The 14815-nt window shown below is 67.6% G+C and carries 15 protein-coding genes and 1 tRNA gene; 7 read left to right on the plus strand and 9 right to left on the minus strand.

The genetic code is table 11. The annotated features are described in order from the left end of the window. Positions 1-93: 93 nt before the first annotated feature. The gene (locus G9V96_RS05745) at positions 94-855 is read right to left on the minus strand and encodes an isoprenyl transferase (RefSeq protein WP_168582177.1); all 762 of its coding nucleotides are present in this window, start codon (positions 853-855) and stop codon (positions 94-96) included. Between the two features lie 170 nt (positions 856-1025). Here G9V96_RS05745 and trhA point away from each other — a divergent pair, with 170 nt between their 5' ends. Beyond that, a complete protein-coding gene (gene trhA, locus G9V96_RS05750) occupies positions 1026-1781 on the plus strand; it encodes a PAQR family membrane homeostasis protein TrhA (RefSeq protein ID WP_168582178.1) in 756 nt (251 codons plus the stop codon). 179 nt (positions 1782-1960) lie between these two features. Here trhA and G9V96_RS05755 read toward each other — a convergent pair whose 3' ends face one another. Then, the gene (locus G9V96_RS05755; RefSeq protein WP_168582179.1) at positions 1961-2278 is read right to left on the minus strand and encodes a hypothetical protein; all 318 of its coding nucleotides are present in this window, start codon (positions 2276-2278) and stop codon (positions 1961-1963) included. Continuing rightward, entirely contained in the window at positions 2278-3228 is a 951-nt protein-coding gene (gene mca, locus G9V96_RS05760; protein ID WP_404861430.1) for a mycothiol conjugate amidase Mca, read from the minus strand. The genes G9V96_RS05755 and mca overlap by 1 nt, the downstream gene beginning before the upstream one ends. Before the next feature lie 143 nt (positions 3229-3371). Here mca and G9V96_RS05765 point away from each other — a divergent pair, with 143 nt between their 5' ends. The 3 genes from G9V96_RS05765 to msrA all read left to right on the plus strand — a co-directional run bounded on the left by G9V96_RS05765 (position 3372) and on the right by msrA (position 5290). Then, entirely contained in the window at positions 3372-3749 is a 378-nt protein-coding gene (locus G9V96_RS05765; RefSeq protein ID WP_168582180.1) for a DUF4307 domain-containing protein, read from the plus strand. Positions 3750-3949: 200 nt separating this feature from the next. Continuing rightward, a complete protein-coding gene (greA, locus tag G9V96_RS05770) occupies positions 3950-4438 on the plus strand; it encodes a transcription elongation factor GreA (RefSeq protein ID WP_168582181.1) in 489 nt (162 codons plus the stop codon). 150 nt (positions 4439-4588) lie between these two features. Next, the gene (msrA, locus tag G9V96_RS05775) at positions 4589-5290 is read left to right on the plus strand and encodes a peptide-methionine (S)-S-oxide reductase MsrA (protein WP_226913510.1); all 702 of its coding nucleotides are present in this window, start codon (positions 4589-4591) and stop codon (positions 5288-5290) included. Between the two features lie 48 nt (positions 5291-5338). Here the strand turns inward: msrA and G9V96_RS05780 are convergent, their stop codons facing one another. Then, positions 5339-7921: a FlgK family flagellar hook-associated protein gene (locus G9V96_RS05780; RefSeq protein ID WP_168582182.1), complete on the minus strand. Its 2583-nt coding sequence runs from the start codon at positions 7919-7921 to the stop codon at positions 5339-5341. A gap of 389 nt (positions 7922-8310) precedes the next feature. On the opposite strand from G9V96_RS05780, the gene G9V96_RS05785 reads away from it, so the two are divergent. Together G9V96_RS05785 and G9V96_RS05790 are read left to right on the plus strand one after the other, a co-directional pair. After that, a complete protein-coding gene (locus G9V96_RS05785) occupies positions 8311-9435 on the plus strand; it encodes an SGNH/GDSL hydrolase family protein (RefSeq protein WP_168582183.1) in 1125 nt (374 codons plus the stop codon). Positions 9436-9546: 111 nt separating this feature from the next. Continuing rightward, complete coding sequence (locus tag G9V96_RS05790; RefSeq protein ID WP_168582184.1) at positions 9547-10770, plus strand: acetyl-CoA C-acetyltransferase; 1224 nt, start codon at positions 9547-9549, stop codon at positions 10768-10770. A 120-nt stretch (positions 10771-10890) separates the two neighbouring features. Here the strand turns inward: G9V96_RS05790 and G9V96_RS15075 are convergent, their stop codons facing one another. Together G9V96_RS15075 and G9V96_RS05800 are read right to left on the minus strand one after the other, a co-directional pair. Next, positions 10891-11076 (minus strand): hypothetical protein, encoded by a 186-nt coding sequence (locus tag G9V96_RS15075; protein ID WP_226913512.1) that lies wholly within the window; start codon positions 11074-11076, stop codon positions 10891-10893. Between the two features lie 119 nt (positions 11077-11195). Continuing rightward, positions 11196-12092 carry a Bax inhibitor-1/YccA family protein gene (locus tag G9V96_RS05800; protein WP_168582186.1) on the minus strand — a complete coding sequence of 299 codons (897 nt, stop codon included), beginning with the start codon at positions 12090-12092 and terminating at the stop codon, positions 11196-11198. A 247-nt stretch (positions 12093-12339) separates the two neighbouring features. Here G9V96_RS05800 and G9V96_RS05805 point away from each other — a divergent pair. Next, positions 12340-12415, plus strand: a tRNA-Leu gene (locus G9V96_RS05805). Positions 12416-12445: 30 nt separating this feature from the next. On the opposite strand, the gene G9V96_RS05810 is transcribed toward G9V96_RS05805, so the two are convergent. Genes G9V96_RS05810 through G9V96_RS05820 form a run of 3 tightly spaced genes read right to left on the minus strand, consistent with a single transcriptional unit; the run spans position 12446 to position 14813 of the window. After that, a complete protein-coding gene (locus G9V96_RS05810; protein WP_168582187.1) occupies positions 12446-12988 on the minus strand; it encodes a hypothetical protein in 543 nt (180 codons plus the stop codon). A gap of 53 nt (positions 12989-13041) precedes the next feature. Beyond that, positions 13042-13878, minus strand: a complete 837-nt coding sequence (locus tag G9V96_RS05815; protein WP_168582188.1) for a uracil-DNA glycosylase — start codon at positions 13876-13878, stop codon at positions 13042-13044. Next, positions 13875-14813: a Ppx/GppA phosphatase family protein gene (locus tag G9V96_RS05820; RefSeq protein WP_168582189.1), complete on the minus strand. Its 939-nt coding sequence runs from the start codon at positions 14811-14813 to the stop codon at positions 13875-13877. The genes G9V96_RS05815 and G9V96_RS05820 overlap by 4 nt, the downstream gene beginning before the upstream one ends. Between the last annotated feature and the right edge of the window lie 2 nt (positions 14814-14815).

Below are 14815 nucleotides of genomic sequence, written 5' to 3' on the forward strand. Positions count from 1 at the left end.
GATTGCCAGCACAGCCTGGACGTTCGCTGTGACATCTCGTACGAGCGTCCATGATGCCGTAAATCGCGGGCCGCATGCACCTTTGGTCCTCGCTCAGGAGCCGAAACGTCGTTCCCGCTCGGCATAAGCACGAAGGGCCCGCAGAAAGTCCACCCGGCGAAAGTCCGGCCAGTAGGCCTCGCAGAAGTAGAACTCGCTGTGCGTGCTCTGCCACAGCAGGAACCCGCCGATCCGCTGTTCCCCCGAAGTGCGGATGACAAGGTCAGGATCGGGCTGACCACGGGTGTACAGGTGAGCGGTGATCGACTCCACATCGATCGAATCGGCCACTTCACGCAAGGTGCGCCCCTGGGCCTCACCTTCCAGTAGCAGCGCGCGGACTGCATCGGCGATCTCTTGTCGCCCGCCGTAACCGACGGCGACGTTGACGACCATTCCCGCGATGTCTTTGGTTGCGGCGGCAGCCTGGCTCAGCCGGTTCGCGGTCGCCTCAGGCAGCAGATCCAGGGCTCCCACCGGGTGAACCCGCCACCGGCCCTCGGCCGCGATCTGCTCGACGACGTCCTGGATGATGGCCAGCAGGGGGGCCAACTCGGCCGGGTCTCGGTTGAGGTTGTCAGTGGACAGCAGCCACAGCGTGACCACCTCGATACCCACCTCTTCGCTCCAGGTGAGGAACGGGATGATGTTGTCAGCACCGGCGCGATGGCCGTCGGTGGTGCCGGCGCCCTTCTCCCGGGCCCAGCGCCGGTTGCCGTCGAGCATGACTCCGACATGCCGCGGAAGTCGCTCAGGGGGCAGCTGCGCGGTGAGCTTTCGTTCATATGCCCCATAGAGGAGGTCACTCACGTCCATAGCTACACCCCGGCTCCTCGGCTGCCCACGTGCCGGTCGCCCGGTCACAGGGAAAACGGTACAGGGCGCAGCTCCGGGTTCCCTGGGCGCAGCGGGCTATTCCGGCGCGCCACAACCTACGGTAACGTAGGTTAGGCAATCATAGCGTCAAGCTCTGAGAGGGACGCACTATGGCCCATCGCGACAGTCAGTTTCCCCCCGCCGCCCCAGCGCACACCGACCGAAGTCACGATGAGCCGGGGCCGGTCACGGAAACCGGCGCAAGCGTCGCCCCCGCGGCAGCGCCACCGCCCAAACCCCGGCTGCGGGGCTGGCTGCACGCAGCGATGGTCCCCGTCGTCCTGATCGGCGGCGTCGTGCTGGTCCTGGCCTCTCCTCCCGGACGCATCCGGTGGGGAATGACCGTCTTCGTCATCACCGCCACCCTGCTGTTCGCAACCTCGGCGGCCTACCATCGCGGCAGGTGGAACGAACGGACCGCCAGGGTGCTTAAGCGTCTCGATCACGCCAACATCTTCTTGATCATCGCCGGAACCTACACAGCGTTCGCCACCACGCTGCTCACCCGCCAGGAGGCCGGGCCGCTGCTTTGGGTGATGTGGATCGGCGCCGCGGCTGGAGTGGTGTTCTCCACCGTCTGGATGCAGGCCCCGCGCTGGCTGTCTACCCCGCTGTACGTGCTGTTGGGTTGGGTTGCGATCTTCTACATCCGCGCCTTTTATGCCAGCGGCGGTGCGCTCATCGTCACGCTGATCGCTGTGGGCGGGGTGCTCTACACAGTCGGCGCCCTGGTTTACGGTCTCCGCCGCCCGAACCCGGCGCCGCGCTGGTTCGGTTTCCATGAGGTCTTCCACACCCTGACGATCCTGGGTTTCGGGGCCCACGCGGTTGCGGCCTCGATCCTCATCGCCTCAGCCCCGGCCTAGCCGGCGAGCGCACGACTCCCAGGACGACCACGGCACGCAGCTGGCCGCCCGATCTCTGGCGGCGCCACCCGTGGCACACCACATCAGTAGCGGCCACGCCGAGTTGGTTCTCGGCCCCGTTTCACCTAACGCACGGCGGGCCACGGCGGCGGCGCAGTATGCCCGCCGCCGTCGCGCACTCACTCTGCTGCTTGGTTCTCCTCGGACGTCCCACGCCCGTCCTTCTTCTCGACCTCGTCGACCTCGTCGACCTCAACCACCTCGTCGACCTCAGCCGCCGCTGGGCTTTGCCCCGGTTTGGGCGTCGGTGGCCGTGAGACGACGATCTGTTGCGCCTCCTGCCCTCGGCGCTCATCTTCGGCCTCTTCGAGATAGCGCACATTACGCAGGCGCGAGTTCATATTGCGCATCAGCAGCCAGAGGGCGATCGCCAGGAAGAAGAACGCCAAGAATCCGCCAATGCCGGGTGATACGGACTGGTCGATGCCGCCGCCCATCACGCCTCCTTGATCTCGTCGTAGACGAGTTTGGCATTAGTCGCACGTACATGCGCCGCCAACTCATCAGCTTCTGCCGGCGACCCGAGTCCGGCGAACAGGTCGTCCTCACCCGGGGCAATCGGTACGTAGGAAGCGGCAGCCTCGAAGTCCTCCGTGGGCCAGATACGGCGCTCTTCATCCAGCGGCACCGCAAACCACCACGAGTCGGGATCGATCTGGGTGGCGTGAGCGAGTAAGGCGTTGTTGCGGGTCTCGAAATGGTCGGCGCACGGCACACGCGTGGTCACCGCACGCACCGGCCGGTCCGCCCACCGCTTGATCCACCCCTCGAATGGCGAGGTTTCACCGCGCGCGACGAACGAGGCGTGGAAGGCACGCATTCGATCCACTGCGATCGTCTGGTTGTAGTAGAGCTTCAACGGCTGCCACGGTTCGCCCGCGTGTGGGTAGGCCGCGGGGTCACCGGCGGCGCGGAACGCCGCCACGCTCACCACATGGGTCATCACATGATCCGGGTGGGGGTAGCCGCCTTGTTCGTCATAGGTGGTCACGACATGCGGGCGGTACTCCCGGATGACCCGTACCAGCGCCTCAGCGGTGACATCGATCGGTTCCAGGGCGAAACATCCCTCGGGCAGTGGCGGGAGCGGATCACCTTCAGGCAGACCCGAATCGACGAATCCCAGCCAGGTGTGACGCACACCGAGGATCTCTTGGGCCTTACGCATCTCGGTGCGGCGATACTCGGGCAGGTCCCGCAGCACGTCCGGGTCGTCCGCGAGACGCGGGTTCAGAATGTCGCCTCGCTCGCCGCCCGTGCAGGACACAACGTGCACGTCGACTCCCTCGGCCACATACCGAGCTGTGGTCGCGGCGCCCTTACTCGACTCATCGTCAGGGTGGGCGTGCACGGCGAGAAGCCGGAAGGTGGGCTCTGCCTGGGTCACTGGTCGTCCTCGCTGCATCAATCGGTCTGCCACGGCCGGATGGCCGGGCCCTTCGATTCTTGCACCCGGGCCCGACAGCACCTGCCCGCCCCAGCCGCGCACACCTTTACCCGTGCCGCAACGGGGCAGCGTAGCCTGGCCCCGTGGCCCTCCTGAACACGTTTCGATCACTGCCCCCAGCACGACGGCGCATGTGGGTGTTCGGGACGTTGGCGATCCTGGGCGGTATCGGCATCGTGGTGTGGTTCGTGCTGGCCGCCTCGATCGGCAAGCCGCTGTGGGGCGATCTGGCCTACGACGTCAAGGACGCTCGGACGGTGATCGTGAAATATCAGCTCACCCGGCCCACTGACCGCACTGTGGTTTGCCTGGTGGAGGCCAAAGAGGTCAACCACGGCACCGTCGGGCGCGTGGAGGACGTCATCCCACCTGGACCGCAGGCGCGCGTTGTTCGTACCGTCGCAGTGCGCACCACATCTGAGGCCGTGATCGGCCAAGTACGTACCTGCCGAGCGCAGTAGGAACACCGCTACCAAGATCGCCTCTACCGCCTGCTCTGGCTATACTCATCTCTTATATCCGCGCCCCGACATACGTCGGGGCGTCTGCCTATCGCGTCGAGTCGACTTGACGCGACCCCGCCGAATCACCGGCCGTCGACTCGTTCCTCGTGTCGGTGTCTGCGTTTTCGGCGGCCCCAGATCAACGAAGGAGACGTGACGTGTCCGAGACCACGACCACGGCGAGCTACCTCACCCAAGAGGCGTACGACCGCCTGGAGGCCGAGCTCCAACACCTCTCCACCGAAGGCCGCTCCGAGATCAGCAAGCGTATCGAGGCGGCCCGGGACGAGGGCGACCTCAAGGAGAACGGCGGCTACCACGCAGCCAAAGAAGAGCAGGGCAAGATGGAGGCCCGCATCCGCCAGCTGCAGCAGCTGCTGCAGACCGCGGTGGTGGGCGAGACCCCTCCCGATGACGGCGTCGTCGAGCCCGGGATGGTCGTCACCATCAAGATGTTCGACGAAGAGATGATGTTCCTGCTCGGCAGCCGCGAGATCAGCAACGACGACATCGACGTGTACTCCGAGAAGTCACCGCTGGGCGCCGCGATCAACGGACACAAAATCGGCGACGAAGTGACCTACGAGGCACCCAACGCCAAGTCGATCACCGTCAAGGTGCTGGCAGCAAAGCCGTACGAGGCCTGATCGACTCCGCAAGGCCGCCCCGCTGTAAAGCCTGGGCGGCCTTGACGCGTCCGGCCCCAGTGCCAGCGTTGGAGCCCCGCTGAGGCCCCGAGCACCGCTGAGCTCCGGACCGAACGGGCGCGTGGCGGCCGCTGCCTGCAGACTGGATACATGTTCTTCGGATTAGGACGCCCCGCCCAGATGGTCACCCGCCAAGAGGCCCTCCCCGGGCGCAGCGAACCGATGCAGATCCCGGCTCAGCACGCGGTCCTGAAGGGACCCTTGGCCCCCGAGCCCAACGATTCGCACCGCACGCTGTGCGTCGGCATGGGGTGCTTCTGGGGCGCCGAACGTCTTTTCTGGCAGCTGCCGGGTGTCATCGCCACCGCTGCCGGTTACGCGGGCGGATTCACCCCGAACCCCACGTACGCGCAGGTCTGCACCGGGCGCACCGGGCACACCGAAGCAGTGCTCGTGACCTACGACCCGGCCCAGATCGAGGTCGCCAGCTTGCTTAAGACGTTCTGGGAGAACCACGACCCGACGACCGCTAACCGCCAGGGCAACGACGTCGGCACCCAGTACCGCTCTGCCATCTACTGGAGCACTCCGCAGCAGCAGCAGGCCGCGCAGCAGACGCGTGAGGCCTTCCAGACAGTGCTGAGCGAGGCGGGTTTGGGCGAGATCACCACCGAGATCCGAGCTATGAGTGAGGCCGGCCCGTTCTATTACGCCGAACCGGAGCATCAGCAGTACCTGGCTAAGAACCCCAACGGTTACTGCAACCACGGGCCGAACGGTTTCACGTGCCCAGTGGGGCTGTTGTCCTCCACTGACCTGCCGGCGCAGACCGACGTGGAGCCGCCGCGCTGAACCTGCCCCGGCAGGCACCTGCGACGCGCCGTTCGGGCACGGCCGGACTCAGCGGGCCGCGAGGGAGTGGCTGAGGAATTCTTCCTCGTCGTTCAGGCGCACCAGGAGCGAACGCAGCGCTTCGGCCTTCAGGGTGAGTTGTCCCTGCTCGTAGGCCAGACGCTCGTCGATGCCCGCATCGCCGATGGAGTAGTCGCGGTGCAACTCCAGCTCGCCTTGGATCCGAACCGGAAGGATGCCGGTGCGAGGATCAGAGGTCTTCTCCACCACATCGCCGCTGGCGGCCGCAACCTTACCCATCGCCTCCTCCACCCCTGGGGCATTCCGCAGGTAGGCGCGCACGAACGCTTCCCGGTCCAGAGCGAGCCGGCCGTCATGAGTTCGGGACAAGCCGGGCACCAGCGGGCGTCCGTCCGCACCGACGACCGCCCCGAGCAGCGCCTCTCCCACCGCGCCGGCCACCGGGGAGTTGCCTGTCATCCCCAGGGCTGCGTTGGCGGCGGCCAGGAAAGCCTGCATCTTGGCCAGGCCCGCGCTGGGGTCTGGGGTCATCGTCAATCGCACAGGTTGCGCGCTGACCGCCTTGACGTGAACCTCGACCCCCGGCCAGATGCCGCCGATGGTGGCCGTCGGCGAGGTGAGGACACTACCCTCAGCCAGGCGCACCTGCGTGTGCATCGCGGGCACCGCCGTCCCGGCAATCGCCGCGCCCAGGTTCGGTGCGTTCGCCTCCAGGGAGCCGGCCTGCAGCCGCAGGCGCACCCCGCCATCCTCCGGCTCCAGGGTGGCCTGCACGCCGGGCAGCGCGCCGGCGATGATGGCGGCCAGTTCCTCGGGCTCGGTTCGGGCGGGGACGATGACCTGTCGCGGTGCGGTGTTGCCGTCGCTGAGGCTCAACGGCAGCGGAGCCGGCAATGGGCCGTCCGGCAGTACCTCGGAGAGGAACACCGCGGGTTGGGCGATCTGCTCCACGTTCATCGCGGCCACGCGGGAGGGCATGGCGGCGGCGAACGCCAGTGGGACGGCGCCGCCGGTTGCCGCGGCAATGCCGGGGTCGCTGGAACCCACGAGCACCGGGATCACCGAACCGGGCGTCAACGCAGCGGTCGTGGCGCCAACCGCCAATACGGCGGCGTTCAGGCGTTGCAGCGCCGGGATGGATTCCTGATCGGCGGCAGGCCCTCCCGCCACCGCGCCCAGAAGAGTCTCCAGGCCAGAACCCACCCGCGAGTTTGTCGCGACCAACGACTCCACTTCTGAGGCGACATGGGAGCGGCGCGTGGCATGTTGGGACAGCCGCGCCAGGTCGTTCTGCAGTTGTTTGAGCTGGTCCTGGGGGGAGCCTGCCGATTGCCCGGTGAGGACAGCTCCAGCCTGAGCCCCTGCGATCAGCGGCGGGAGGTACCCGCGCATCGACGTTGCGCCGGCCGTTTGGGACATGCCCGCAGCCAGCGCTTCGAGGCTGTCCAGTCCTGCCGGGTCCATCAATGCCGGGTCGACAACGGCGGTGTCGATGAGCTCCGGGTTGGGCAGCGCGGCACGTGGGAGGGGTTGCCCCGAGGGGGCGCCGCGCCCCTGTACGACCACCTCATCGGGGGTTGTGCCCGGGGCGAGTTGCAACTCCCAGGCGCTGGTGCCCTGCAGCAGTGGTGGCCCTGGCTGCCCGGACACCGTGAGGCCCGCAGCCTGCACAGCGTTGGTCTGCGCCAGCACTGACTGGGCGAGCGCGTCCAGGCGGTGCAGCACAGTGCCGACGGTGGCCTGCGCCGCGACGAGGTAACCCCGGACCGCACCGCCCAGGGCGACCTCGTCTCCATCCGGCCAGATCGCCCGCACCGCTGGATATCTGGACGTGGGCACACCCGGCTCAGCACCAGTGGTCTGGGCAGTCCCCTGCGAAGCGCCGGGCGCTGGCCCCGGAGTGTCCCTCGTTGGCGGCTGCGGTGCCACCGTCGGCAGCTGAGTTTCGGCCGGGCGCGCAGGCGCGGCTTCGGCAGGCGTCCTCGGGATCAGCGCGCCAGCGGCGTCATCGACTGGCCCGGGGGACGGGTTCTGCCTCGGTTCGAACTCGCCCGCGGGGTCCTGGCGCGGTGCAAGCGCGGGCTCGCGGTGGTTCGATCCTGATTCCAACGCGATGGCCGTTGCACTCTCACCCTGAACCAACGCTCGAGATCCCACCCGCACAGTGAGCGTGCCGTCGCCCTCTCGGGTGCTCACCGCCCCGGTCGACTCCCCCAGGGCCGAGGCCAGCCGCAGCTGCCTATCCGCCAACGCCTCACCCGACCCGGGATCGGCGCGGACCTGCTGGTTCAATTCAGCCAGCTCGGCGGCCTGTTGGTTGGCGCTGTGGACCGTACGTGCGGCTTGGTCGCTCAGTGCCAACCGCATTGCGTGGATGCGGGCCGCAGTCACCCGGAACTGTCGGGCCACCTCATCGGCACGATCCACGGTCTCTCGTCGCTCGGCGGCCCGGCGCGCCGGGGCTCGCTGCGAGTGCTCTAGTCTCGCCAGCTGCGGTTGCAGGGTTCGCGCCGACTCCCGAACGACCCGTTCCACCCCTTCGTAGGTGGTGCGGCGCGCGTCCATCTCGGCGCGGGCCGCACCGGCACGCGCCGCCTCCGCGGAATCCACGCGGGCAGCCCTGGACCGTGGCGGGTACGGCTGTGCGGGCGCGTGGTCGCTCTCCGGCGGGTTCGCTCGGGCGCCGCCGGTTGCCGCCGGACGCGGCCAGTTATGCGCTGCAGAGGACCTCGGCCCGAGGTCAATGCCAGGGTAGGACGCCGTCATGATGCACTCATCCGTGAGTTGTGCCAGGTCACGCCTGGCGGGGTCTCCTCATCGTCTTCTCATCGGCACCGTCGCCGCGATTCCGAGCCCCCCGCAGAACCGCTTCCGGCAGGGCGTTGCCCCCACCCACCGGGGGTGGGTGACACAGCCGCAGCGGGCCAAGACCCGTACCGTGGACTCAGCGTGAATTCGGACCAGCCGCAATGGTCGGCACCAGAATTACGAGGAGTCTCATGAGCCGTGCCCGCCGCGCACGCAGAATCGCTGCCAGCGCCGCCTACGGCGGGGGAATCGGGTTTGCCGGGCTCGGGGCCGCAGGGTTGGTCAGCTACGGACTGCTCAAGTTCGAGGCTCGCCTCGCCCGCGCTGCCATCGGCAAACCCTTCGACGCCTCCCCGGATGACACGAACCTGTACGGCGCAGGCTTCGGCGAGCCCATCCAGCTCGTCGTGCTCGGAGACAGCCTGGCTGCGGGGCTGGGCGCCGACAACCGCTTCCAGACCCTCGGCGGCGTCCTGGCCACCGGTGTGGCCGCATTGGCCGGTCGCCCAGTGCAGCTCACCAACGTCGCCGAGGTGGGTGCTGAATCACCGTGGCTGGATGCCCAGGTGGTGCGGGCCTTGGCGGCGGTCCCCACACCCGATGTGGCCTTGATCTCTGTGGGCGGCAACGACGTCACCCACGGGCTTGACCGAGCGGTCTCCGTCCGGCACCTGCAGGAGGCAGTCCGAGCGCTGCGGGCCAGCGGCGCCGAAGTGGTTGTCGGCACCTGCCCCGACCTGGGCACCATCGACCCGCTCCCGCAACCGTTGCGCACCCTGGCCAAGCACTGGAGTCGTGACCTGGCCGCTGCCCAGACCGTCGCCGTCGTCGAAGCGGGCGGGCGCACGGTATCCCTCGGTGACCTGCTGCGCCCCGATTTCATCTCCGCGCCCGATCACATGTTCAGCGTCGATGGTTTCCATCCCTCACCAGCCGGCTACGCGCGTGCCTCGGCAGCGTTGCTGCCTACCGTCTGTGCCGCCCTGGGGTTGTGGGCCAGCGAGTTGGATCGCAAGCCGGATCGGCTCCGCGGTGAGCGCATCGGGCCGGTCGCGGTGACCGCCGAACGGGCCGTGCGCGAGCCTGGAACCGAGGTCAGCGGCACTGCGGTGCACGGGCGCGGCCACGGACCGCGGGGTCGCTGGGCGGTCCTGCTGAGGCGGCGACGTCCCGACGGTCCCCCGGAGTCAGATCGTGACGACGATGGCGAAGAGGAGTACGCCGACGCCGCTGCGAGCCCGGCAACAACCGCCCCGATCCGGGACGTACCCGACCAGGATGGGCAACACCACGCAGCCCGCAAGCCCCAGACATGACCTTGCGATGTGCACCGGTCACCCCTGGGGCCGACGCGGACGCCCGAGTACGGCTAGCATCCATCTCGGGTCACCCACCTCAGGCGACCTCACATCGACCGGGGAGGCCACGTGCCTGAAGCAGTTGTCGTCGCCGCTGTGCGGAGCCCGATCGGCCGCGCAGGCAAGGGTTCACTCGTCGGGATGCGACCTGATGACATGGCAGCGCAAACCATCCGCGCGGCGCTGGGACAGGTACCGGCACTAGACGCCTCCACCATCGATGATCTCTACCTGGGCTGCGCACAGCCATGGGGTGAGCAGGGCTACAACATGGCTCGCATCGTGGGGACGCTTCTGGGTCTAGACACCGTTCCGGGCTGCACCGTCAACCGGTTCTGCGCCTCATCGGTGCAGACGACGCGGATGGCCTTCCACGCAATCCGCGTCGGCGAAGGTGATGCGTTCATCAGTGCCGGGGTCGAGTGCGTCTCGCGCTACCCCGACCTATCCGCCGCCGGAATGTCGATGGATTCCTGGAACAACCCGGAATTCGCCGATGCCCAAGCGCGCACAGCCCAGATGGCCAAGAACAACCAGACCTGGACGGACCCGCGTGAGCAGGGTCTGCTGCCCGATGCCTACATCGCCATGGGTCAAAGCGCCGAGAACGTCGCCACCTCGCGCGGGATTTCTCGCCAGCGCCAGGACGAGTGGGGTGTGCGCAGCCAGAATCGCGCCGAGGAGGCGATCAAGAGCGGTTTCTTCGCCTCGGAGATCGCACCCCTGACCCTGCCCGACGGCACAGTGGTCAGCACCGATGACGGCCCTCGCGCGGGCGTGAGCTTGGAGAAGGTGTCCGGGTTGGCGCCGGTGTTCCGCAAGGACGGCACTGTCACGGCCGGTAACTGCTGCCCGCTCAACGACGGCGCTGCCGCGCTGATCATCATGAGCGATATCAAGGCCAAGGACCTCGGGCTGACACCACTGGCACGCATCGTGTCCACGGGTGTGAGCGCGCTGTCCCCCGAGGTGATGGGGCTCGGCCCGGTGGAGGCCTCCCGGCAGGCGCTGCGGCGGGCCGGAATGTCGATCGGCGACATGGACCTGTACGAGATCAATGAAGCCTTTGCCGCCCAGGTGCTGCCAAGCGCTGACGACCTGGGCATGGACCTGGACAAGCTCAATATTCACGGTGGAGCTATCGCCCTGGGACACCCCTTCGGCGCCACTGGCGCCCGGATCACGACGACGCTGCTGAACGGCTTGCAGGCCAGCGATGGTCAGCTCGGCCTGGAAACCATGTGCGTCGGCGGCGGTCAGGGCATGGCCATCATCTACGAACGCCTGAGCTGAGAACCCGGGGACGCCCCCTGCCGCTGCCCGCGTGGGCCCGACGCTGCCTGCAAGGGGCTTGGTGCTCCCCTGCGACCGTCGGGTCCAGTGCCCGGGTCCGCAGTCGCGACTCCAGCTCGGCTACGGCCGGGTGAACTCAGTTGCGGCGAGCCGACGACGCAACTGCGCCAATCCGGCTGCCAGGTCGGCCTCGGGGACGGCGCAGCGGGCCGCTTCGAAGACCGCAACGCGCAGTTGATCCAACGCTGCCGCTGGGCCTAGATCGGGCAGCGATCCACCCTGGTTCGCCTGATCTAGCAGCCCCATAGCCAGGCTTCGTAGGTCCACGGATGCCGAACGCGCCCGGTCGATCGGTAGCTGATGCCACCGATCGCCCAGGCGCGTGAGTTCGGTCCGTACCGAGGGCGGCACGGGGTCGTACATGGTCAGTCGCGGCCCTGCAAGTGTGCGAGCAGACGCAAGATCTCCAGGTAGAGCCAGACGACCGTGACGAGAAGCCCGTGCGCCAGCAGCCAGCTGTACTGCTGCGGAGCACCAGAGGAGACGGCACGGTCGATGGAGTCGAAGTCCATGGCAAGGGAGTACGACGCCAAGCCGACCACGAAGACCGACAGCAGGATGCCCATGTTCGAACCCTGGCCGAAGATGCCCCAGCCGTTGTTCGCGCCGAAGAGCGAGAAACCGAGGTTCACCAGGGCGAAGATGAGGTAGCCCATAATCGCCATGCCGAAGATTCGGCGGCTCTTGGCGGTGACCTTGATGTAGCCGGCCTTCCAGCCGATGAACATCGCCGCGAAGACGGACAGCGTCGCGATGATCGCGGTCGTCACCAGGCCGTCGTACATCGTCTCGAACATGAAGCTGATGCCACCGACGAGGAGACCCTCAACGGCTGCGTAGGTGACGATGAGCGGCACAGAGATCGTCTTCTTGAAGGCGATCAGCAGCCCCAGGCCCAGGGTGACGAAGATGCCGACCAGCATGGCCATGCTTGCGATGGCGGGGCTGACCGTTGCGCCAACGAACCAGGTACCTGCAGCAACGACGATCATGATGCCGAACAGCAGCGCGGCCTTCATGATGACGTCGTCTACCGTGAGGCGGCCGGTCTGGACCGGGCCCGCCGCGGGGCGTGCGTACAGATCGCGCAGCTGGGCTTCGCTCATGCCCTGCGTGGAGTATGGGCTGCTCTGGGTTCCGGCCGAGCGCTGGCCGTACTGACCGGACGGCGGGCCGTACTGGCCGGAGGAGGGCTGGCTGCCGAATCCGGCGTAGCCGCGACTGCTCTCCTTGTCGATCCGGTTGAAGACCGGGTTGCTCATGTCGGGGTGTCCTCCGATGACTGGTGCTGGGTAGTTCACAAAGTGAACGGGTTCGACGGTTAGTGTCGCCGAATACCTGTGGTCAGAACGCCTCGGCGCATCTCAATGTTCCCAGCCCAGGGCTCGCCGACGCGGGAACGCGCCAGGCGGTAGCCCTGAACCGCGCCTGCGTCCTGTTCGGGGTAAACGGCACCCGTCGCCCCGCCCAGGCTGCGGCTGGTTGAGCACGCCCGGTAATGTGGGCAAGGTCCCCGTAGCCCAACGGCAGAGGCAAGCCACTTAAAATGGCCAAAGTGCGGGTTCGAGTCCCGTCGGGGATACCAAGAATGCTCCTGGCCGCGAGGTAGCAGCGCTCACATCAGCGGGTTCTCACCGAGTGCCGTGTCGTAGAACTTGATGCCGATCCCCATCTGTTCGGCTGCTGAGTACAACGCCTGGGTCAGCGCGTCCACGTTGTGCTCCGCGGGATCTTGCAGTTCCACCCGAAGCACCGAGATGCGGTCGCCGCCGATCCGGGTTCCGAAGTCGACCAAGAGCCCGCCGTGTTGGGCGACGATCTTGGTGAATTCGGCCAGCACCCCCGGGCGACCCTGGGTGCGGATGCGCAATACGAAGCGGGCGCCTTGGGTCTCTGCCTGGGATGCCCGATCGGCCAGATCATCGACGTGCACGGCGATCCACGGTTCATTGGTGAGGGGGGCCAGCGCATGCCGCACAGCGGCTGCGTCGACATCAGTGCGCATTGCCAACAGGATCGCTACGTTGCCGCCGGGCAACATGGTGAAGGTCGGGTCGCCGTGGTAGACGGCGAGGGGAACGAGGGCACCGGTGACGTCAGCGAGCAAGCCCTTGCGATCGGGGCCGACGAGCGTCACGGCGATGAGGTGCTCAGCCATGAGGCGACTGTACCGGCAGGACTGCAGCTGCGAGCCAGCCCGACGGTGCCGGGCTAGAGGAGCGCGATCGCCGCGTCGAGCATCCGCTCGGTCAACCGCCCCGTGAACGTGTTCTGTTGGCTGACGTGATAACTGCCCACCAGCCTGACCGGCGATCCATCCGGGGTCGCCAGCAGCGCCTGGGCTGCGTGCCCGAACGCCGGGCGCGGACGCGGCACGCTCCACCCACCGCGACGGGCCGCAGCCAATGTCGTCGTCCACCCGATCTGGCCCAGCGCCAGGATGGAGCGCAATCCTGGCGCCGCGAAGGCTAGTTCGCGGTCCAGCCACGGCGCACAGGTCGCTTTCTCTTGCGCCGTAGGGGCGTTCTGCGGCGGGGCGCAGCGCACGGGGGCGACGATACGCATCTGGTGCAGGGTGAGCCCGTCCCCCGCGTGCTCGGTACGCTCCCGATCGGCGAACCCGGCCCGGTACAGCGCTGCGTACAGCCATTCACCGCTGCGGTCGCCAGTGAACATCCGCCCGGTCCGGTTGGCCCCGTGAGCAGCCGGGGCGAGCCCGACGACCAATACGCGGGGCTGCTGCGCACCGAACCCGGGAACGGGCCTGCCCCAGTACGGCTGATCGGCAAAAGCCGCCCGCCGTGTGCGCGCGACGTCCTCTCGCCATTGCACCAGGCGCGGACAGGCGCGGCACACCGATACTGCCGCGTCAACCTCGGCCACCTCCGTACAGGCGACAGCGATGCGCTGTACGTCACGCCCGTCCTTGGCCACTGCGGTTGCCGGGGTCGCGGGGTCCTGCGGCCAACCGGAGCCCGGTGGCACCGGGGAACGGAACAACTGGCCGGTGATGGGGTGTGGCGCGGGATCTGGGCGGGACTCGGTCACGATCCCAGTCGCCACGCCGCCCCGTCGAGCAGGTCGCTCTCCGACGTGAGCTGGACGAACTGCGGTGAGCGGGCAACCACCCGCCGCACAATGCGAGACCAGGTCAAGGCCCCGGCGGCGATCACGTCGGCGCGCCCAGGATGCATATAGGGCAGCTCAGCGCGTTCCTTCGTGCTCAACGTCAGCAAGTGGTCGCAGCCGGCGAGCATGACCCCGAGCGGCACGTTCGCCCCGTGCACGCGGTTGCGGTCGTAGGAATCCAGTTTGAGGGCATGCGCCGTCAAAGTGGTCACCGTCCCAGCTAGCCCGAGCAGTGTGCCGACACCATCGAAACGCACCTGCTCCTGGGCAGCGTCGAGGTGCTCATCGATCTCCCGGGCCGCGGCAGCGATCTGCTCCGCAGTGGGCGGGTCGCTGTGCAGGTGTCGCTCGAAGAGGCGCACTGAACCCAGATCTACGCTGATGCTCTGCTCGACCCCCTGATCACCACGCACGAACTCAGTCGAACCACCACCATGATCGACCACGAGGTAGGGCGCCGGCCGTCCTTGCTCAGCCAGTCCGGCCGTTGCTCCCAAGAACGAGAGTTCCGCTTCTTCCTTTCCTCCAATGACTTCCACCGGCACCTCTCGACCGGGGAAGCAAGCCGATAGCTGGGCGCCGACCTCGTCCATGTTCGCCGCGTCCCGAGCCGCCGATGTGGCGACGAAGCGCACCCGTTCCACCTTCAGTTCCTCGCATACGCCGGCATATTCGCGACAGACCGCGGCTGCCCGCGAGCGCGCCTCATCGTCGATGCAGCCGTTGGCGTCCACGCCCGCGCCAAGGCGCACGATCTGCGTCTGCCTGGTCACCTCCTGCAAGGTGTCCTGGATGTCGGCCACGAGAAGTCGAAGGGAGTTAGTTCCGCAATCGAGAACTGCGACGCGCGTCATTC

The sequence above is a fragment of the Gephyromycinifex aptenodytis genome, from assembly GCF_012277275.1.
Classification (GTDB): Bacteria; Actinomycetota; Actinomycetes; order Actinomycetales; family Dermatophilaceae; genus Gephyromycinifex; species Gephyromycinifex aptenodytis.

What these genes read in the sequence shown, in the direction of transcription:
- G9V96_RS05745 (WP_168582177.1), bottom strand. Translation starts at nt 855, where the DNA reads ATGGACGTGAGTGACCTCCTCTATGGGGCATATGAACGAAAGCTCACC.
- trhA (WP_168582178.1), top strand. Translation starts at nt 1,026, where the DNA reads ATGGCCCATCGCGACAGTCAGTTTCCCCCCGCCGCCCCAGCGCACACC.
- G9V96_RS05755 (WP_168582179.1), bottom strand. Translation starts at nt 2,278, where the DNA reads ATGGGCGGCGGCATCGACCAGTCCGTATCACCCGGCATTGGCGGATTC.
- msrA (WP_226913510.1), top strand. Translation starts at nt 4,589, where the DNA reads ATGTTCTTCGGATTAGGACGCCCCGCCCAGATGGTCACCCGCCAAGAG.
- G9V96_RS05785 (WP_168582183.1), top strand. Translation starts at nt 8,311, where the DNA reads ATGAGCCGTGCCCGCCGCGCACGCAGAATCGCTGCCAGCGCCGCCTAC.
- G9V96_RS15075 (WP_226913512.1), bottom strand. Translation starts at nt 11,076, where the DNA reads ATGGGGCTGCTAGATCAGGCGAACCAGGGTGGATCGCTGCCCGATCTA.
- G9V96_RS05800 (WP_168582186.1), bottom strand. Translation starts at nt 12,092, where the DNA reads ATGAGCAACCCGGTCTTCAACCGGATCGACAAGGAGAGCAGTCGCGGC.
- G9V96_RS05810 (WP_168582187.1), bottom strand. Translation starts at nt 12,988, where the DNA reads ATGGCTGAGCACCTCATCGCCGTGACGCTCGTCGGCCCCGATCGCAAG.
- G9V96_RS05820 (WP_168582189.1), bottom strand. Translation starts at nt 14,813, where the DNA reads ATGACGCGCGTCGCAGTTCTCGATTGCGGAACTAACTCCCTTCGACTT.